The sequence below is a fragment of the Kribbella sp. NBC_01245 genome, from assembly GCF_036226525.1.
Classification (GTDB): domain Bacteria; phylum Actinomycetota; class Actinomycetes; order Propionibacteriales; family Kribbellaceae; genus Kribbella.
Genome location: NZ_CP108487.1, coordinates 5,834,532 through 5,854,768, shown reverse-complemented (window position 1 = coordinate 5,854,768; position 20,237 = coordinate 5,834,532). Strand labels below are relative to the sequence as shown.

The following is a 20,237-nucleotide window of genomic DNA, read 5'->3' as shown; positions in this document are numbered from 1 at the left end:
TCACCGCCTTCGCTCTTGCTCACGTGGCCGGGGCTTGGGCCAGTTGGCGGAAGTGCGGGCAGGACTCGAGCGGGTCGGCGCGGCAGGCGAGGGCGTGGTCGAGCATGGCCAGCGCAGCTTGAGCCTCGGCGATCTGGGCGACCAGGTCGTCGTACTGGGTTTTGAGCACGGTACGGCGTTCGGCGAGGCCGCCGGTGAGGACTCGGCGCATCCGGTCCAGCGACAGGCCGGCCTTCTTCGCGCGGAGGATGACGGCGACGCGGTCGACCGCCGCGGCGTCGTACCGGCGCTGGTTGCCGACGCGACGGCTGGGGGTGAGCAGGCCCTCGGATTCCCAGTGCCGCAGTACGTGGGTGGCGAGGCCGAAGCGGGCGGCGAGGTCGCCGATGGTGAGGTCGGTTGACTTCATGTGGACATTAAGTTGCACGGTGGACGACATGGTCAATGTGGCTTTCCTGGATCGGATCGAGGAGACGGCCGGCGCCGCGGAATTGCGGGCCGAGTCCTACCGCTTGCTGGGCCTGAGCCCGGGGCAGATCGTCGTGGACGTCGGGTCGGGCGCGGGCCATGCCGCCGCCGAACTGGTCGCGCTCGGCCTGGTCGTGACCGGCGTGGACCCGGACGCGGATGCGCTCGAGGTCGCCCGCGAGCGCGCGCCGGGTGCGACCTTTCATGCCGGTACGTCGGAACGCCTGCCGCTCGCGGACGCCTCGGTGGACGGGTATCGCGCGTCCCGGTTGTTCCATCTGCTGGCAGATCCCGAGCCGACGCTGGCCGAGGCGCGCAGGGTGTTGCGGCCGGGTGGGCGGATCGTGCTGGTCGGGCATGACTACGGGTTCATCGCGATGGACGCGGCCGACCAGGACCTCACGGACGTCGTACTACTCGGACTGGAGTCGGCCTCGGTCTCCCCGCGCGCCGGCCGGGGTCTGCGCAATCTGCTGGTGGACCACGGCTTCCGCGACGTCGAGACCGTCGTACAGACCGATGTGGTGACCGACTTCGACGTGATGGCAGGCCGACTCGCGGCGGCGGCGGACGCGGCGGTCAAGGCCAGCCTCATCACCACCGAGGACGCCGGCGCCTGGCTCGCGGACCAGACGGAGCGCGGTCGCTCGGGCCACTTCCTCGCGGCCTGCCCCACCTTCCTAGCCGCCGCCACCCGCTGACCCCCTTTCTTTTTCACGAGTGAACAAGAAAAGGTGCGGGAGTGACCCGGCCTGCTCCGCGGGTAGGTGAGCCGTCGTCGGGTACCTCGACCGGTGGACGCCGGATCGTGGAGGTGACGGATGAGTGACGTGGGTGTCGAGTTCCGTGCGGTCGTGCTGGATTCGCCGGATCCTCGGCGGCTGGCCGACTTCTACCGGCAGCTGCTCGGGTGGGAGATCAGGGACAACGGCGAGACCTGGGTGACGCTGCACCCACCGGGCGGCGGGTCACACCTGTCGTTCCAGCTGGAGCCGAAGTACCGGCCGCCGAGCTGGCCGAGTGAGGTTGATCGGCAGCAGATGATGACGCATCTCGACCTGCACGCGGACGACCTCGGCGAGGCCGAACGGCGCGCGGTCGAGCTCGGCGCCAAGGTGATGCCGTGGCAACCCCAGGACGACGTTCGCGTGCTGGCGGATCCTGACGGGCACATCTTCTGCCTGTTCTGAGCATCGGCGGGCCCATTTTGAGCGTGGGCGGGCCTGTTCTGAGTGTCGGCGTGTTTCGGGCAGGGCTGGGGCTTGGTGCGGGATGGTGAGGGTGACACCAGTGGGACACTGCGCGACGAAGCCTTGACCGCGGGTGAGGGTGATGGGCAGGATCACCCCGACGCGTGCTGACAACCTTGTCATCGGGGCCGCGTACTTGGCCGTTCATGAGGACAAGGAGTTGGTCGATGCTCTTCCGCCGCCCGCTGGTGCTCATCACTTCCGTTGGGCTTGTTGTGACAATGTCTCCTATGACTTCAGCAAGCGCCGCCCGCTCGGCTGCCGCTCAAGCGGCTCCCCAGAAAGCCACCGCGCCGCAATCCGCCTCGGCGGCGCGCGCGAGCTTCTTCACCTCGTTCGAGCCGGGCGACCCGCAGCCGGGGCCCGCTGACACCGTTGACACCGGCAAGGGCGCCGGCGGGGTGGAAGGTCCGACGCCGACCGGTATCGGCGGCAGCGAGATGGACAAGGTCACCGCGGTCACGGCGAACGGCGAGAACACCGGTGCCGGTGAAATCGCCGCGAATGTCGCGGACGGGGACAAGTTCACCAAGTGGCTCGTGTTCGAGCCGACCGGATGGCTGCGATTCGAGCTGTCCGAGGCCGTGACGATCCGCAAGTACGCACTGACGTCTGCGAACGACGCTGACGGCCGTGACCCGCAGGACTGGACGCTGCAGGGTTCGGCCGACGGTACGACGTGGACCAACCTGGACAGCCGCACCGGTGAGGACTTCCCGGAGCGCTTCCAGACCAAGGTCTACGAGTTCACCAACGAGACGGCGTACAGGTTCTTCCGGCTGGACATCACCAAGAACCACGGCGACGGCATCGTGCAGCTCGCCGACGTCACCTTGTCGAACGGCGCGCCGCTGCCGCCTCCGGGTAAGACTGTCGAGTCCCGGCTGGACTCCGGCCCGACGAGCGCCTACAACGCCAGAGCCCGCACTGGCTTCACTGGCGTCCACTCGTTCCGGTACGCCGGACACCAGACTGCCGAGGGCCGGGGCTACACCTGGAACAAGATCCTCGACGTCAACCTCAAGGTCGGCACGACGAGCAACCTGACGTACAAGATCTTCCCGGAACACGTCGAAGGTGATCTGACGTACCCGAGCACCTACGCGGCAGTGGACCTCAAGTTCACGGACGGGACGTACCTGAGCGACCTGAAGGCCAAGGACCACCATGGCTTCGGTCTCAGCCCGCGTGGTCAGGGCGACGCCAAGGGTCTTTCCACCAACCAGTGGAACAACATCGAGGCCGCGATCGGCAAGGTTGCCGCGGGTAAGACGATCGAGAGCGTGCTCGTCGGCTACGACAAGCCGACCGGCCCGGCGGACTTCCGCGGCTGGATCGACGACATCGCGATCAGCTCGGTCGCGAACGCCGCCGCCGACACCACCGCGGCCACCACGGCGGCTGCCAAGCACCCGTCGGACCTGGCCATCACCACCCGCGGTACGAACTCCACCGGCGGCTTCTCCCGGGGCAACAACTTCCCGGCGACCGCCGTACCGCACGGCTTCAACTTCTGGACGCCGGTCACGAACGCCGGTTCGCGCTCCTGGCTCTACGAGTACGCGAAGGCCAACAACGAGCAGAACCGCCCGGAGCTCCAGGCGTTCTCGATCAGCCATGAACCGAGCCCGTGGATGGGCGATCGGCAGACGTTCCAGGTGATGCCGTCGATCGCGGACGCGCCGACCGCGAACCGCGCGGCCCGGGCCTGGTCCTTCAGCCACGAGAACGAGATCGCCAAGCCGTACTACTACGGCGTCGACTTCGACAACGGCAACAAGGTCGAGCTCGCACCCACCGACCACGCCGCGATCCTGCGTTTTTCGTTTGCCCAGGGCAACGGTTCGCTGGTCTTCGACAACGTCAGCAACGAAGGCGGTCTGACCCTCGACCCGGCCACCGGCGTCGTAACCGGGTACAGCGACGTCAAGAGCGGCCTGTCCACCGGAGCCGGCCGGCTCTTCGTGTACGGCGTCGTCGACCAGCCCGTCGCGTCGAGCGGCAAGCTCACGAATGGCGGCGGCGCGAACGTCGGTGGCTTCCTCAAGTTCGCCCCGTCGGTCAAGCAGGTCCACCTGCGCATGGCGACCTCGCTGATCGGCACCGCCCAGGCCAAAAAGAACCTGGAGCAGGAGGTCGTCGGCACCACGTTCGACAAGGTCAAGACGGCCGCGCAGCAGGCCTGGGACAAGCGGCTCGGCATCATCGAGGTCGAGGGCGCGAGCGCGGACCAGCTGACCACGCTCTACTCGAACCTCTACCGGCTGTTCCTCTACCCGAACAGTGGTTTCGAGAACACTGGCACGGTCGACAAGCCCGTCTACACGTACGCCTCGCCGGTCTCGCCCAAGGTCGGCACGGATACTCCGACCGAGACCGGGTCGAAGATCGTGCCCGGCAAGATGTACGTCAACAACGGCTTCTGGGACACCTACCGAACGGTCTGGCCGGCGTACTCGCTGTTCGCGCCTGAGACCGCCACCGAGCTCGTGAACGGATTCGTCCAGCAGTACAAGGATGGCGGCTGGATCTCGCGCTGGTCCTCGCCGGGCTACGCCAACCTGATGGTCGGCACCAGCTCGGACGTGGCCTTCGCCGACGCGTACCTGAAGGGCGTGCCGGGTCTCGACGTCCAGGCGGCGTACGACGCTTCGCTGAAGAACGCGGCAGCCCGTCCCCCGACGGACAACGTCGGACGCAAGGGCCTGAACCTGTCGCCGTTCCTCGGTTACACCGCCACCTCCACGTCGGAGGGCTTCAGCTGGTCGATGGACGGTTACGTCAACGACTACGGCATCGCGAACATGTCGAAGGCGCTGTACGACAAGGCGACGAAGAACGACCCGCGCAAGCAGGAGTACCTGGACAACTACAAGTACTACCTGAACCGGGCCCGGAACTACGTCGGCCTGTTCGACCCGGCCGTGAACTTCTTCCAGGGCAAGGACGCCGTCGGAGTCTGGCGCGAGTCGCCGAGCACGTTCGACCCGCGCGACTGGGGTGGCGACTTCACCGAGACCAACGCCTGGAACATGGCCTTCTCGGCTCCGCAAGACGGTGCCGGCCTGGCTGCGGTGTACGGCGGCCGTGAGGGTCTGGCGAAGAAGCTGGACGAGTTCTTCGCGACACCCGAGACGGCGACGTTCCCCGGTCACTACGGCGGCACGATCCACGAGATGCTCGAGGCGCGGGACGTTCGCATGGGCCAGTACGGCCACAGCAACCAGCCGTCGCACCACATCCCGTACATGTACAACTTCGCCGGTCAGCCGTCGAAGACGCAGGAGAAGGTCCGTGAGGTGCTGGACCGGCTCTACCTGGGTTCCGAGATCGGCCAGGGCTACCCGGGCGACGAGGACAACGGTGAGATGTCCGCGTGGTACCTGTTCAGCATGCTCGGGTTCTACCCGCTGCAGGTCGGCAGCCCGTCGTACGCGATCGGCTCGCCGCTGTTCACCAAGGCGACGCTGAAGCTCGGCGGCGGCAAGACGCTGGTCATCAACGCCCCGAAGAACAGCAAGACCAACGTGTACGTCAATGGTGTCCAGGTCAACGGCAAGAAGTGGACCTCCACCGCGCTGCCGCACGACCTGCTCGCCAAGGGCGGCCGGATCGACTTCGACATGACCTCGACGCCCAGCTCCTGGGGTACGGGCCGCCAGGACGCGCCGCCGTCGATCACCAAGCCGGGCGAGGACCCGATGACCTGGCACGACTCCACCACCGACACCGGAGCCGTCGTCACCAGTGCCGCCGGGGACGTCGCCAAGCTGGTCGACAACGACTCGAAGACCGAGGTCACGCTGACCGGTTCCGCGCCGACGATCGACGTCAAGCTGGCCCAGGGTCGTCCGGTCGCGATGTACACCCTGACGAACGGCTTGACCGGTGCACCGCCGGCGGGCTGGACTCTGCAGGGGTCGAACGACGGCACGAGCTGGACCGACGTGGACAAGCGCTCGGGTGAGAAGTGGGCGTTCGCCAACTACACCCGCTCGTTCGCGGTGGCCGCGCCGAAGGCGTTCACGCAGTACCGGCTGGTGCTCACGCCGGCCGCGGGTGAGACCGGAGTGACGCTCGCCGAGGTCGAACTGCTCGGCACGCTGAAGGGCGTCCAGGCCGGCACGCACCCGTCCGAGAAGGTCCTGGAGGCACGGCCGGAGCCCACGCCTTCGCAGTCGATTGACCGGAACTTCGGGTAACTAAAGATCGGGCGTACGGGAGAGCCGGCCCCAGAGCGGTTCTCCCGGACGCCCGGAAGTGAGGAAGGGGTGGCCGGTCCCGCCCGACCGCCACCCCATCCACCCAGACAGACGTGGGTTCGCCGGAGTGGGTTGCCTCCGATTTCAAACTTTCTTTTCAGCCCGCGCTAGCCGGCCCAGCGACCGGTGAAAAACGCGGAGGCCCAGAGTACGGCGAGGGGTATGGCCAGGCCGAGGTAGATCCGGCCCAGCCAGGGTCGTCGGTGGATCAGGACGGCCAGGCCGATCCACAGCGGCCACCACAACAACGTGGCCCGGGTCAGCGAGAAGAACCAGTACGACGTGGCGAACCCGCCGAGGGTCGCGACGATCCAGACGGCCTCGCCCCACGAGCGGCGCCAGAGCAACCAGCCGAGCAGGGCCAGTCCGACCAGCAGCGTGACGAGCTCCGCCCGGAACATCCAGGTCCAGTCGCTCCGGGCCGCGGCGAAGAAGCCTGTGGTCGCGGCTTCGATCGTGTGGTCGAGAGCGGTCCACGGCATCGTGAACTCCCGGGCCCAACCCTTCTCCTGCGCGTCCTGCCAGGCGAACCAGGTGCCGTGGATACCGCGTAGATACGCCATGAACCCGATGACCGGCAGTGCGGGCAGAAGCAGCCAGGGCGCCGAGTGCCACTCCCGCTTCCGCGAGGTCAGGAACTCGACCACCAGGGCCGCGGCGAGGAATACGCCCGAGACCCGGACAGTGCAGGCCAGTGCGACCAGTACCGCCGCCCGCGCCCACCGGCCCTGCCGCGCGGCCAGCCAGCCGGGGAAGGCCAGGGCGCAGAAGAGGGCCTCGGTGTACGGAGCGGCCAGAAAGACCGCCACCGGGGCGGTGAACCAGACGAGGGCGGCGGTCGGCCCGATCTTCTCGCCGTACCGGCTGAACTCGTGCTGAGCGAGCCGGGCGATCGCTACACCCGCGACAGCGCTTGCGACCAGCGAGACGACGATTCCGCCGGCGACCGGGCCGATACCGGTCCAGCCGACTGCTCGCATCAGCACCGGCAGTCCCGGGAAGAACGCGGCCAGTGGTGCCCCACTGGGTTCACCGTTGGCGTAGCCGTACTCCGCGATGGCCTTGAAGTGCCAGACGTCCCATTGCATCCAGGCACGCCAGACGCTCGGGTAGTTCTCGTCGCGGTTGTAGAGCAGTGGAGCCGAGATCGAGATCAGGAAGATGCCGACGCGGGTGATGAGCCACCACGCGAGCGTTTCCCGGACGACCAGCTCTGGCCGGATGTCCTGCCACCAACTCAGCAGGCCGCGCTTGGACCGTCTTGCCGCCCTACGCGCTGTCCCCCGTCGTATGCCGTTCCCCGTGTCCCCCCGTGGCCCGGTCGGCTCGTCATGCACGAACGAGTACACCGCCACCTGGGTCGTCGACGAGGCCTCCGCGCCGTACTGGGTCGTGCTCCGGCTGCAGGATGTCCCTGGTCACTACGAGCATCAGCCACATGGTCCCGGCCAGTCGGACGATCACGGAGAACCAGTAGATCTTGTCCGGGTTCTCGCTTTGTCCAGGCGCTAGGAACCCTGCGAGGTGCAACCAGACCATCGCCCAGTAGAAGACCTCACAGGCTTGCCAGATCAACCAGTCGCGCAGACGCGGCCGAGCCAGTGCGACCAGCGGCAGCAGCCACAGCACGTACTGCGGGGAGTAGACCTTGTTGACGAGCAGGAACGCCGCAATGGTCAGCAGGGCCAGCTGGGCGAACCGCGGCCGCTGTGGCGCCATAAAGCCCAGGATGCAGATCGAGACGCACATCCCGGCGAAGATGACCATGCTGAGCTGGTTGACGTCAGCGACCTCACGCTCGGCCAGCTTGAGCACGTACCAGATTGAGCCGTAGTCGCTCTTGCGCTCGTCGTTGAACGTCCAGAAGGACATCCACTCGGCCTTCGCCAGCAGGTAGATCGGCGCGTTCACGACGCCCCAGGCGACGACGGCGGCCAGTGTCGCCTGGACCCACGCGTTGAGCTTGCGGGAGCGCAGACACAGGATGAGCAGCGGCCCGAGCAGTAGGAACGGGTAGAACTTCGCGGCGGTACCCAGACCGAGCAGGACGCCGAACCAGATCGGCTTCCCCTTCGCCCAGGCCCACATCGCGCCCGCCGTGAGGGCCACCGCGAAGAGGTCCCAGTTGATCGTCGACGTCACGGCCAGCGCGGGGGCGGCAGCGACGTACAGGGCATCGAGGGGCTGTCCCCGGGGCGCGCCTGCTCGTCTGGCCACGCCACGCGCGGTCGCCACGGTCAGCCCGACCAGGATCAGCGCGCACGCGAACAGCAGCGCGATGTTGACCACGAAGAACACGCCCGCGGTATCGCGCTTCTGCTTGTCGTTGGTGTCGTTCTTCGGGTCGCCGGTGACCAGCCAGGTGAGCTCGGCGGCGACCTGCATGAAGGCGCCGGTGAGCACCGGATACTCCAGCACCGGGTAGGGCCCGGTGTCGAGGAACGGCTTGTTGCCGACGGCAAACCCGCGCTCCTGGTAGAGGTAGCCGATGTCGGAGTAGCACATCGCCTTGAAGGGCCGCCAGTTCTGCCGGTCCCAGCCCGCGTCGATACAGGGCGCCTTCTGCAGCACCCCGAGACCGAACGTGATCGTGCAGACGGCGAGCGCGATCCGCAGCGGCGTCCACCATGATCGCCCGAAGCGGCCGAATCGCCCGGCGGGACCGCCGAGACCGACGCTCAGCCCGGCCACCGACGGATCGGCCTGGGTCGGCGCCTCTTGCTCGGCGTCGCGCTCATGAACGGACGAAACAACCGTCTTGGCAGGCGTGGTCAGTGGTGGCACGGCACCCATCGTGCCGCAAAACCCGTTCGACCGCCGCCCCACCCTGGTTTATCGGTCATCGGGACTACTCCTCCGGGGGAGGTTCGGTCTCCGTTGGTGGGCCGGTCGGAAGGGTGATCGGCGGTTTGGGCGTCTTGGTCTTCGTCGGCGTCGGCGAGCCCGGTGTCTCGGTCTCGTCCGTCTGCGTCGGCGTCGGGGAGAGCGTCGGAGTCGGCGTCGGTGTGGGCGTCGGGGTTGGCGTCGGCGTGGGCGTCGGGGTAGGCGTCGGAGTCGGGTCGACCGGCGGCAGATCGCCGTCCGGCTTCGTGAACTCGATCTCGTCCTTGCCCTCGTGCGCCGGCTCCATGAAGGCCAGCCAGGTCCGCAGCGGCCACTTTCCACCGAAGAACGCCTCGGTGGACTTGTCGTACGGGTCGAGGTCGCCCTCACCCATGATCACGTTGCCGCTGGGCAGCTTGGTCTTGCCCGCGCGATAGACGACCGCGGTCGACAGGTGCTTGGTGTAACCGACCCACCACGAGGTGAGGGTGTCCTTGTTGTCCAGGCAGCCGTCGCACTTCGCGTTCTCCGCGCGGTGCTCCAGGGCGACACCACCGGCGGTGCCGGTCTTGCCCGCGACCGGCTGGTCGAGCTCGCGTGCGGCCGTACCGGTGCCGCCCTTCTTCACGACCTGCTGCATGGCGTAGCTGGTCTGGACCGCGACTTCCGTTGGGAAGGCCTGCTTGGCCGGGTAGGCCTTCTCGGCGCTGAAGAGGATATTGCCTTTGGCATCCGTAACCTGCTTGATCACGTGCACCGGCACGTACCGGCCGTCGGCGGCGAAGGTCGCGTAGGCGTTGGCCATCTCCACGGGCGACGCGTACGGGTCGGGGCCGAGCACGGTCGCCGGGTTCTTCCGGGCGACCTCGAGCACCGGGGTCTTCGGGATACCGGCCGCCTCGGCGGCGTTGACGAGCTTCTCCGGGCCGTCTTCCATCTTGTTGTCGACCAGGTCGTAGAACGCGGTGTTGATCGACTTCTTCGTGGCCTGCAGCAGGTTGACGTCGCCGTAGTCCTCGCCGAACTCGTTGCCGTACTCCGCTCCCTGGACCTCGATCGGGCTGTCGCCCTGGTACTCCTCTTCGAAGTTCTTGCCGTCCTGCAGCGCCGCGGCGACCGCGAAGGGCTTGAAAGCCGATCCCGGCCGGGCTCGCAGCCGGGCCCAGTTGAGCGCGCTCTTCAGGTAGTCGGGACCGCCGTACATCGCGACCAGCTCGCCAGTCCCCGGCCGCACCGAGGCGAGACCGATGTAGAGGTTGTCGGTCTTCTCCGGGTGCTCTTCGGCGACCGCCTTGATCGCATCCTTCTGGAGCTCGAGATTGAAGGTGGTCGTTACGCGGAGACCGCCGCCGCTGATCTTCTCGGCCGTGAATCCGCGAGCCTGGAGTTCCTCCTTGGCCATCTGCAGGAGGAAGCCTTGAGAACCCTTGTAGCGGTTGCTCTTCGGCTGCTTCTTCAACTCCGGCAGCTTCTTGATGTACTCGTTGTAGTGGATCTGCTTGATCACGCCTGCCTGGAGCATGCCGTCGAGCACATACCGATAGCGGTTCAGCGCCCGGTCACGCGAGGCCGGTCCATCCGAGGGGTCGAATCGGCTCGGGTTGTTCAGGATGGTGGCCAGGAAGGCGGCTTCCTTCGCTGAAAGCTCCGTTACGTCCTTGCTGAAGTACGTCTTCGCGGCGGCCTGGATGCCATAGGCACCGTCACCAAAGTAGATGGTGTTCAGGTAGCCCTCGAGGATCTTCTTCTTGTCGGCCGAGCGGCTGAGCTTGGTCGCGATGAAAAGTTCCTTGTACTTCCGGGAGAGGGTCCGCTCCTGGGTCAGGTACATGATCTTCACGTACTGCTGGGTGATGGTCGAACCACCCTGGAGTTGCTTGCCGCGGGCGATGTTGATCGCCGCACGCGCGATGGCGGATGGTGACACGCCCGGGTTCGTCCAGAAAGTACGGTCCTCGGCCGCGATGACGGCCGCCTGCACGTGCTGCGGAATCCCGCTGAGCGGAACCGACTCCCGGTTCTGCTCGAAGAAGGAGCCCATCGTCTCGCCGGTCGCGTATTTGACCGTCGAAGTGTTGGTCTCGAATTCCTTGTTCGGGTCCGGGATCGGCGTGGTCGCGTAGCCGATGAAGAACGCGGCCGCCGCGCCGATCACGCCGAGCAGGAATGCTGCGGTCAGCCAGCCGGCCACCCGCACCGCCCAATGTTTCTTGGCGCGCGACTTGACCGGCTTTGCTTTCCTACGACCTTCACTCACGGTGCAATCCTCGACGATCTCGCTGAAGTCATTGCGACCCAGAGTACGGGGACTGTGGTAATGCCCAGTCCTTGACCGACCACTCAGCCGGGATGGTACCGCTCCGCTCCGTGGCCACGATCAACCCGTCACGTGCGGTGCGAGTAGGGTCACCGCGATCAAGGCGGCCGGGAAACAGGCGAGGAACATGGTGAACGTGTAGCCCATGATGTCCCGCGCCTTCAGCCCCAGGACGGCCAGAGTCGGCAACATCCAGAACGGCTGCAGCAGGTTGGCGCTGGCCTCACCGAGGTCGTACACGACGACCATCCAGCCGGCGTCGACCTTCAACTGGTTGGCCGCGTCCAGCACGTACGGCGCCTCGATGACCCACTTACTGCCACCACTCGGCACGAAAACGCCCAGGATGCAGGAGTACAGCGCGACCAGTGGCGGGAAGAAGAACTGGTTAGACGCCTGCACGAGCCACCCCGCCAGCCGGGCCGAGATGCCGGTGTACGCGATCATGCCGAAGATGCCGCCGTACAGCGGGAACTGAAGCAGTACGCCGGACACCGCGGGCGCTCCGTCCCGCACGGCCCGGGCCATCCGCCACGGCCGCCAGTGCAGCAACATGGCCAGCAGGAACAGGATCAGGTTCACCGTGTTGAGGTCGAGCGCGCTGAAGAAGTTCTTGCCGGAGAAGTACCGAATGAGGTAAGTCACACCCAGCAGCACGATCAGCAGGCTGAACAGGGGCGAGTGCTCCAGCCAGTCCCCCGGCCGCCGCGGCTTGTCCGGATCGGCCTTGCCCGAGCCGTTGTACGCCGATCCGCGCCCGAAGAGCGGCCGGAGCTCGATGCCGAGGTGCTCCGCGGTCCGGGCGTTCGCCTCGCTCGGCGCCATCAGCCAGGCCATGCCGACGCCGACCACGAAGACCAGGAACGTCGCGGCCAGCGCCTGCCAGGTGAAGATCGTGTCGCTCAACGGGATCAAGCCGCTGACCCTGCCGCTCTCGCGGATGACCTCCTGCACCGGCTCCGGGCTACTGCTCGCACTCGCCACCTGGAGCGCGGCCGAGCCCGACAGGCCCTGGGCCCAGACCGTGCCGAGCCCGAGGAACGCCATCGCACCGAGCGCGCGGTAATCCGCCTTCGGCACGTTGCGGGCGACCTCGCGGGCCAGGATGGCGGCGAAGATCAGACTGAAGGCCCAGTTCAGGTACGACGCGACCATGGCGACGGCTGCCACGAACGCGACCGCCGAGCGCGGCGTCTTCGGGATGCGGGCCAGGCGCGCGATGAGCCGGGCCACCGGGCCGGACGTGGCGACGGCGTACCCGCCGATGATGATCATCGCCATCTGCAGGGTGAACGTGATCAGGCTCCAGAAGCCCTGGCCCCACGCGTCGACCAGGCCCATGCCCTTGCTGACGGCCGGGTCGTCCGGGCGCTTCAGCAGGGGCTCACCGGTGAACAGACCGAACAGCAGCACGATGAACGTGCCGACCAGCACAAAACCGAACGCGTCCGGCAACCACTTCTCGGTGAACGCGGTGAATCGCAGTGCCACCCGCGCCAGAGGTCCTTCCGCCTCGATCTCGTCGTGCTTCGCGTGCTTCCCGTGGTCCGCCACTCTGCGCTCCCGGCTAGTCACTCGTTTCAGACCATCTAACGCACCAAAGCCCCTGACGTAACAGGTCTAGTTGCCATGTCAGGAGTTGAGTGCCGGCTGAGGCCGTGCGTACAGTGCAATCAGATGTATCGACTCGATACATCTGGTCATGACAAACTGTGCAGTGGATGGAATGAGGAGGTGTGCAGATGGGATCGCGGAACGCCGTCCTGGAGCTCGCCGTACTCGGTCTGCTGCACGAGGCGCCGATGCACGGCTACGAGCTCCGCAAGCGCGTGAACGCCCAGTTCGGCTGGGGTCGCGTGCTCTCCTTCGGGTCGCTGTACCCCTGCCTGAAGGCGATGCTGCGCAAGGGCCTGATCGACGCCGAGGCCAGTACTACGGACGCGTCCAGGCGGCAGAAGATCGTCTACACGATCACCGCCGAGGGCAAGGACCACTTCGCCGAGGCGATGCATGAGGCAGGTCCGTCCGCGTGGGACGACGAGACGTTCGGAGTTCGCTTCTCTTTTTTCGGCCGGACCGATCCCGCCACCAGGCTGCGCATTCTGGAGGGCCGTCGGGCCCGGATGGAAGAGCGGCTGGCGGGGGTCCGGGCGGCGATGAGCCGAACGGCCGAGCGGGTCGACGCCTACACCCTCGAGCTGCAACGGCACGGCCTCGAGTCGGCCGAGCGCGAGGTTCGCTGGCTGAACGAGCTGATCGACGGTGAACGCCGCCAGCTCCCACCACCCGGGGGGACGACCGGCGCCGCATCTCAGGCGGCCGGTGAGCAAGACCCGGGCCAGCGACGTACCCCGGGGTCCGTGTGACACAGCACCACCGCCCCGCATTACATTCCAACCTAAGGAGTTCCCAGATGACCTCGATCCGTGTAGCGATCGTCGGTGTCGGCAACTGCGCCAGCTCGCTCGTCCAGGGCGTGCACTACTACCGTGACGCGAAGGCCGACGAGCGTGTCCCCGGCCTGATGCACGTGCAGTTCGGGGACTACCACGTCCGCGACGTGGAGTTCGTGGCGGCGTTCGACGTCGACGGCAAGAAGGTCGGCCTGGATCTCGCGGACGCCATCGGCGCCAGCGAGAACAACACGATCAAGATCTGCGACGTACCGCCGACCGGCATCACGGTCCAGCGCGGTCACACCCTCGACGGTCTGGGCAAGTACTACCGCGAGACCATCACCGAGTCCGACGCGGAGCCGGTCGACATCGTCGGCGCCCTGAAGGCCGCCCAGGTCGACGTCCTGGTCTGCTACCTGCCGGTCGGTTCCGAGCAGGCGGCCAAGTTCTACGCCCAGTGCGCGATCGACGCGGGCGTGGCCTTCGTCAACGCGCTGCCGGTGTTCATCGCGGGCACCAAGGAGTGGGCGGACAAGTTCACCGCGGCCGGCGTGCCGATCATCGGCGACGACATCAAGTCGCAGATCGGCGCCACCATCACCCACCGGGTGCTGGCCAAGCTGTTCGAGGACCGCGGCGTCACCGTCGACCGGACCTACCAGCTGAACGTCGGCGGCAACATGGACTTCAAGAACATGCTCGAGCGCGAGCGGCTGGAGTCCAAGAAGATCAGCAAGACCCAGTCCGTCACCTCGCAGCTGGTCGAGGACATCGAGCCGCGCAACGTGCACATCGGCCCGTCGGACTACGTGGCCTGGCTGGACGACCGCAAGTGGGCCTTCATCCGGCTCGAGGGCCGCAACTTCGGCGACGTGCCGTTGTCGCTGGAGTACAAGCTCGAGGTCTGGGACTCCCCCAACTCGGCCGGCATCATCATCGACGCGATCCGCGCCGCGAAGATCGCCAAGGACCGCGGCATCGGCGGCCCGATCCTGTCCGCGTCCTCGTACTTCATGAAGTCCCCGCCCGAGCAGTACGCCGACGACGTCTGCCGCGACCTGGTGGAAAAGTTCATCAAGGGCGAAATCGAGCGCTGATCCACCGCACTGTTGAAGGGGGCATCCACCGGGTGCCCCCTTCTTTGCGTTCATTCGTCGGAATCCGCCCTCTCAGCCATGCGGACCTGTACAAGTCGGCGGTGGGAAGAGGGCGGATTCCGACGAATGAACGCAAAGAAGGACGACCGGGCTGAACCGTTGGGGTAGCAGACTGCGGGGTATGACGTACGAGGACTTTCGGCGTGAGTACGACGCTGTGTTGCGGGCGGGGATGGGTGGCGGGCTCGACGGGCTGGGGCTGCGGGACGAGCTCGCGCGGCTGAGCGCGTTCGCCGGGCAGCTCGCGCCCGCCGATCGCGACCGCGCGACGGCCGACCTCGACGAGTTGCGCGTGATCGTCGACGGCCAGGACGCCGGGCCGACCGCGCCGGCGACCGAGGAAGCGCTCGCGATCGTGACCCGCGCCCAAGCCGTGCAGGGCACGAACGCCGAGCGGATCGCCGCCGCCGAACAGGCCGTTGCCGAGCTCAACGATCTCGCCGAGGTCCAGGCCGACGAGCGGGACGCCCGGGCGGTGCTGCGCTTGGCCGAACCGCTGACCCTGCTCGCCACCTCGCTGCAACTGGAGGCTGAGTGAGCGAGAAGAAGTTCGTCGAGCCGACCCCCAAGCGGCCCGAGGTCCAGGCACTGCTCGAACGCCAGGCCGAAGTCGCGGTCGCCCTCAGCGGCGCGGACCACTCGTCGTTCAGCGGCAAGGTGCTGGAAAGTGTCGACGGGCCACTCGGCGCCGCGCACTGGAACGGCGACATGGAACTGAACGTGCCGCGGGTGATCGAGCAGCTCGACCAGATGTACGCCACGGCCGGCCAGCAGCATGACGAGCAGACGCTCTGGCTCTACAAGGACACCATCGACACGCTGCTGCACGAGAACTCGCACATGCTCAGCGGGCCCGGCACGCAGCACGTCGAAGGCGCCAAGGCCTACCAGTCGGCCTCGGGTACGGCGCTTGAGGAAGGTGTCACAGAGGCCTGGACCAAGGCCCATCTGAACGAGTACATCGAGCGCCTCGGCGTGGACAAGATCGCGCCGGGGATCAAAGAGGTCCCGCTCGGCAATGCCTACACGCAGTACACCCCGGCAGCTCAGGCCTTTGCGACCGGGCTAGGCGCGGATACGGGTCTCGGCCAGGACGAGGTGCTGCGGCGGCTCAACGTGGTCAATGCCGCCGAGAAGTGGCCAATGGCGGCACGGATGGCGTTTGAGGCCAGTGACCTGCCGCAGCGACTTCCGGCGGCCGAGCACGAGACAGCGCGCAACCGGATCGAGCAGGCCATGCGTACCGAGCTCGCGCCGCTGACGAAGCTGACGGGCGACCGGAAGACGGTGGAGCTGCAGAGCCAGCTGCACGGCCTCGCCGCGGTGCGTAGTGGCCGAGCCGAGATCGCCACGATCCGTGCGGCCGGTACGGCGGGTCCTGCCGCTGAGGTCGCGCCTGAGCAGGCGAAGGACTCGCAGGCGCCTAAGGTCGATCCCGAGCTTCAACGCATGATGGCCCTTGCCAATGGCGGTACCAGCCCGCTGCAATCGGTAAGCGCCAACGCCGTACCTGCTGGTGATAATGCGAAAGCGGCCAAACCGGCCGGCCGGCCCGGACCCGAACTGGGGAGAGACTGATGGACTACGCGGAGTTCCTGACGGCCTACAAGCAGGCCTATGGCGACTGGAGCAACGGCGGTACGGCCGACGTGGCTCGGCTTCGCGCCCTGGTGCCGCAGTTGGCGGAAGCGGATCGTGCCAAGGCCGAGTTCCAGCTCACGCAGTGGGAGTCCGAGTTGTCCCCGCAGGCGAGTGACCGGATGCAGCGGGCCACCGAGGCGATGGCGCGTGCGGGTGATCCCGAGGGCGAGCTCGAGGTACGGATCGAGCGGGCGCTGACCGGTATCCGTGAGATCACCGCGATCGCCGAGGAGTCCTCCGACCCCGACGAGCAGCACGCCATCCTCAGCCTGAACGAGTCGCTCGCGATGCTTGCCGAGTCGCTGGAGGCTGACGCTCGGGAGGCTCAGAAGTGAGCATTCCGCCGAGCAGTTATGACGACTTGATGGCTCAGCAGCACACTGCGGCCGTCGAGGTCACCGGTGCCCACCATTCCAACTGGAACGGCAAGATGGGCCCGACTCGCAAGGTCGAGAACGGCGTCATCCTTGGTACGGCGTCGTGGGACAGCGGTGTGCTGTACGACGACAAGTACGTCACCGGTCCGCTCAAGGAAATGTTCGAGCACAAGGGCGTGCAGCAGGAGCAGGCGAAGCTGCTGGCCTACCGGAACGCGCTGAAGACCGTTCTGCACGAGAACTCGCACATGACGTCGGCCGAGGGCACCACTCACGCCGACGCGATGCACGCATTCCAGCAGCCGCCGGTGCGTGCGCTGGAGGAAGGCGTCACCGAGGCCTGGAGCTACGCGAACCTCGATCAGTACATCGACAAGCTCGACCTCGAGAAGATTGCCCCCGGCATCAAAGAGGTCCAGGGCCGTCAGTCGTATCCGCAGTTCGCACCGGCCGCGAACGCGCTCGCCAACCGGATCGGCGAGGTCTCCGGGGTCGACAGCAACGAGGTGCTGCGCCGGATGAACGTGGTGAACGGCGCCGAAAAGTGGCCGATCGCCACCAAGCTGGTCACCGATGCCGCCGGGCTGGACAAGATCGTGCCGCCCGCGCAGTTGGCCGAAGCGACGCAGCGGGTCGAGCAGGCGATGCAGGCTCCGTTCGGCACGCTCGCCGACGTGAGCAAGCTGCCGGCGGACCAGCAGCGCCCGCGATCGGCCGAGATCGGCAACGAGGCGTTCGACGCCGGCCAGAAGGAGATCGCCGCCATCAAGCAAGAGGTGGCGACCACCGGCGGCCTGCAGCCCAAGGTTGCCGAAGTGACGGCTCAGACCGACGGCAAGAAGGCTGAGGCAACTGCCCAGACGGCTGGCGCAGATCCCAAGTTGGCTCACGCGATGGCGATGGCCAATAGCGGTACTGCCCCGCTTCAGGGCGTACAGGCTGGTGCGGCATCTCAGGCCGCTGTAGCCGCCAAGCCTGCTGGACCGGCTGTTGGTCGCGGGCAAGGCCTCGACCGCGACTAGTGTTGCCAACCCCGCCACGAGACTGGAGACACCACTGATGGGGTACGACGAGTTCCGGGCCGAGTACGACCAGGTGATGCTGGCATGCCTCACGGCCAAGCTGAGCGTCGACGGCCTCGCAGAACAGGTCGACCGCCTTGCTGGCCTACTGGTCGCGCTGCCACCGCTTGACCGGAACCGCGCGGCTGCGGACGTCGACAACCTGCAGGACATCCTCAGGAACGCTCGCCATGCGCCGTACGTCGACAGCCCGGCCTTTACCGAGGCCTCCCGAGTGTTCGGCCTCGCGAACGCCGACTGGGGTACGGCGATGGAGCGGGCCAACCGGGCTCGTCAGGGTGTTCGGGACATCCATGCGATCGCCGCACGCGTGCCGGATCCGGAAGAGCGTGAGGCCGTGCTGCAGCTCACGGAGCCGCTGGACCTCCTCATCGTCGCTCTGGAACCAGGGCGCTGAGAGAATCGTCCGAGGTCCGGGTCCGCGACAGGGAGAAGCTAGATGGCGTACGACGAGTTCCGCACCGAGTACGACGCGGTGTTGGAGGCCTGTCTGTCCGCCCGGCTCGACATGGATGGGCTGGCCGTTGAGCTCGACCGGCTCCGTGGCATCGCTGCCGCGTTGAGCCCGGACGAGCAGACACAGGCCGCCACCGATCTCCAGAGCCTGGACGAGATTCTCACGATGGCCCGGCAGACGCCGTACAGCGACAGCCCGGCGTACAACGAGGCCAATCGGGTATTCGGGCTGGCGAACTCCGACGATGGCACGCCGGCCGAGCGGATCGCCCGCGCCGAGGAGGGCATCCAGCAGCTTCGGGCCATCGCGGATCGCGGTGCGGATCAGCAGGAGAACTACGCGATCATGCGGCTCACGGAGCCCCTGGCGATGCTCATCGACGCGCTGCGGACCGCGCCACCTGGTGTCCGCTGACCCATGCCTACTCTTCGCGAGCGCGTCTCCGGCATGTTCCGGCGGCAGCCGCAGCAACAGCAGCAAGTGGCTGGCCCGACCCCGAACGCCGTAGCGGCGTACCAGTGGATCATTGCCAACCAGGCGCAAGCCGCCGTACGGGCTTCGGGAGCCGAGGCCTCGTCGTGGAGTGGCGTCATGCACGAGTCCGATGGTCGTGAGCTCGGACTGGCCAGTGGCGACGGCTCGATCACGTATGACCGGGCGCAGGTGCTGGGCCCGATCTGGGAGATGTCCCAGAACGCCGGCCGGCAGGCGCCGCCCGAGATGCTGTCGCGCTGGCGGAACGCGTTGCAGACGATGTACCACGAGAACACGCACATGCTGAATGCGCGTGACCGGTCCATCGGCGACGGCATCGCCCAAGGCCACATCGCCTCGGTCCGGGGCCTGGAAGAAGGTGTCACCGAGGCGTGGTCCGCCGCCCAGGTGAACGGCTACATCCAGCAGCTCGGGGCGGAGCATCTCGCGCCCGGTATCAGTGGTGCGGTGGTCCGGCAGCCTTATCCGCAGTACGTCGGGGCGACGCAGATCCTGGCCGACCGGCTCGGGCAGGACACCGGGCTTGGGCGGCAAGAGGTGATGCGGCAGCTCGCGGTACAGGACGCCGGGCGGAAGTGGCCGGTCGCGGCCGAGATGGCCTATAAGAGTGGCGGATTGGATGCGTTGGTGCCGCCGCAGCATCGCGACATCGTGATGGGGCGGATCCAGGGGGCCATGCAGCAGCCGTTCGAGCATTTGGCTCAGGCGTCGGGTACGCCGGCTCAGCAGCACTTGGCCTCGATGGCGGCCGGGCATCAGGCGGCCGCCGGGTATCAGGCCGAGGTGCAGGCGATGCGCCAGCACTACATCAGTCAGCTGCCGCAGCAACAGCAGCAGGTCGGGCAGCAGCAGGTCGCGAACCAGCAGCAGCAAGGGCCTGTTCAGCAGGAGCCGACTCAGCAGACGCCCACTCTGCAGACGCCTTCTCAGCAGGGGCCAGTGCAGCAGGGACCGGTTCAGCAAGGGCCTGCGCAGCAGACGACGCAGCCGCAACAGTCGATCCAGGAGCGGCTGAACCCGGCGGGCAACGGCATTCAGGAACGGTTGAACCCGACCGACAGGCAGACGCCGCAACCGAGCCGCATCAGCCAGGCGCTGAACCCGCAGGAGAGCCGGATCACCCAGGCCCTCAGCGGCCAGGACACCCAAACGCCAACGCAAGCAGCCCCGCAGAACCCCCCGACGCAGACGCAGACGCAGACGCCCCAGACGCCAACGCAGGCGACTCCACAGACACCGACGGGCGCGACGCCGGTCGACCCGCGGATTGCTTACTCGGTCGGTGCACAAGCCGAAGGCAACAACGTCGGCGGTCAGACCGCTGCCGGCGGGAATCCCGCGCTATCGCCGGACCTGCAGAAGGCGATGGCGGCGGCGCAAAGCGGAACCGCGCCGGCTTCGGGAGCGATCAAGGACGGCGCGGAAAAGCAGTCCGGCCAAGGCGCTCGGCCCGACCACCTCGACCGCGGCACGCAGTCCCCTCAACGCGGACACGACGGACCGGACCGCTGA

General features: G+C 67.2%; 17 protein-coding genes. 12 read left to right on the top strand and 5 right to left on the bottom strand.

The genetic code is table 11. The annotated features are described in order from the left end of the window. Positions 1–19 precede the first annotated feature (19 nt). Entirely contained in the window at positions 20–409 is a 390-nt protein-coding gene (locus OG394_RS26620; protein ID WP_328989815.1) for a MerR family transcriptional regulator, read from the bottom strand. 28 nt (positions 410–437) lie between these two features. On the opposite strand from OG394_RS26620, the gene OG394_RS26615 reads away from it, so the two are divergent. From OG394_RS26615 to OG394_RS26605, 3 genes are all read left to right on the top strand, one after another. Further along, positions 438–1,169: a methyltransferase domain-containing protein gene (locus tag OG394_RS26615; protein WP_328989814.1), complete on the top strand. Its 732-nt coding sequence runs from the start codon at positions 438–440 to the stop codon at positions 1,167–1,169. 120 nt (positions 1,170–1,289) lie between these two features. Further along, entirely contained in the window at positions 1,290–1,658 is a 369-nt protein-coding gene (locus OG394_RS26610; protein ID WP_328989813.1) for a VOC family protein, read from the top strand. A 290-nt stretch (positions 1,659–1,948) separates the two neighbouring features. After that, entirely contained in the window at positions 1,949–5,920 is a 3,972-nt protein-coding gene (locus OG394_RS26605; RefSeq protein ID WP_328989812.1) for a GH92 family glycosyl hydrolase, read from the top strand. A gap of 167 nt (positions 5,921–6,087) precedes the next feature. Here OG394_RS26605 and OG394_RS26600 read toward each other — a convergent pair whose 3' ends face one another. From OG394_RS26600 to OG394_RS26585, 4 genes are all read right to left on the bottom strand, one after another. Next, positions 6,088–7,335 carry a mannosyltransferase family protein gene (locus tag OG394_RS26600; RefSeq protein WP_328989811.1) on the bottom strand — a complete coding sequence of 416 codons (1,248 nt, stop codon included), beginning with the start codon at positions 7,333–7,335 and terminating at the stop codon, positions 6,088–6,090. After that, entirely contained in the window at positions 7,310–8,764 is a 1,455-nt protein-coding gene (locus tag OG394_RS26595) for a glycosyltransferase family 87 protein (RefSeq protein ID WP_328989809.1), read from the bottom strand. The genes OG394_RS26600 and OG394_RS26595 overlap by 26 nt, the downstream gene beginning before the upstream one ends. Before the next feature lie 64 nt (positions 8,765–8,828). After that, entirely contained in the window at positions 8,829–11,060 is a 2,232-nt protein-coding gene (locus OG394_RS26590) for a transglycosylase domain-containing protein (RefSeq protein ID WP_328989808.1), read from the bottom strand. A 120-nt stretch (positions 11,061–11,180) separates the two neighbouring features. Then, positions 11,181–12,674 (bottom strand): short-chain fatty acid transporter, encoded by a 1,494-nt coding sequence (locus tag OG394_RS26585; protein WP_328989807.1) that lies wholly within the window; start codon positions 12,672–12,674, stop codon positions 11,181–11,183. Positions 12,675–12,862: 188 nt separating this feature from the next. Here OG394_RS26585 and OG394_RS26580 point away from each other — a divergent pair, with 188 nt between their 5' ends. The 9 genes from OG394_RS26580 (at position 12,863) to OG394_RS26540 (ending at position 20,237) form a co-directional block, all read left to right on the top strand. Continuing rightward, on the top strand, positions 12,863–13,486 hold the full coding sequence (locus OG394_RS26580) for a PadR family transcriptional regulator (RefSeq protein WP_328989806.1): 624 nt from the start codon (positions 12,863–12,865) through the stop codon (positions 13,484–13,486). A 47-nt stretch (positions 13,487–13,533) separates the two neighbouring features. Beyond that, on the top strand, positions 13,534–14,613 hold the full coding sequence (locus OG394_RS26575; RefSeq protein ID WP_328989805.1) for an inositol-3-phosphate synthase: 1,080 nt from the start codon (positions 13,534–13,536) through the stop codon (positions 14,611–14,613). A 181-nt stretch (positions 14,614–14,794) separates the two neighbouring features. Then, positions 14,795–15,211, top strand: coding sequence for a hypothetical protein (locus tag OG394_RS26570; RefSeq protein WP_328989804.1), 417 nt, complete (start codon positions 14,795–14,797; stop codon positions 15,209–15,211). Then, positions 15,208–16,251 (top strand): hypothetical protein, encoded by a 1,044-nt coding sequence (locus tag OG394_RS26565; protein ID WP_328989803.1) that lies wholly within the window; start codon positions 15,208–15,210, stop codon positions 16,249–16,251. The genes OG394_RS26570 and OG394_RS26565 overlap by 4 nt, the downstream gene beginning before the upstream one ends. Then, positions 16,251–16,649, top strand: a complete 399-nt coding sequence (locus OG394_RS26560; protein ID WP_328989802.1) for a hypothetical protein — start codon at positions 16,251–16,253, stop codon at positions 16,647–16,649. Before OG394_RS26565 ends, OG394_RS26560 begins: the two co-directional genes overlap by 1 nt. Next, a complete protein-coding gene (locus OG394_RS26555) occupies positions 16,646–17,713 on the top strand; it encodes a hypothetical protein (protein ID WP_328989801.1) in 1,068 nt (355 codons plus the stop codon). Before OG394_RS26560 ends, OG394_RS26555 begins: the two co-directional genes overlap by 4 nt. A 37-nt stretch (positions 17,714–17,750) precedes the next feature. Beyond that, positions 17,751–18,170 (top strand): hypothetical protein, encoded by a 420-nt coding sequence (locus OG394_RS26550; protein WP_328989800.1) that lies wholly within the window; start codon positions 17,751–17,753, stop codon positions 18,168–18,170. A gap of 42 nt (positions 18,171–18,212) precedes the next feature. Further along, a complete protein-coding gene (locus tag OG394_RS26545) occupies positions 18,213–18,644 on the top strand; it encodes a hypothetical protein (RefSeq protein ID WP_328989799.1) in 432 nt (143 codons plus the stop codon). A gap of 3 nt (positions 18,645–18,647) precedes the next feature. Further along, the gene (locus tag OG394_RS26540) at positions 18,648–20,237 is read left to right on the top strand and encodes a hypothetical protein (protein WP_328989798.1); all 1,590 of its coding nucleotides are present in this window, start codon (positions 18,648–18,650) and stop codon (positions 20,235–20,237) included.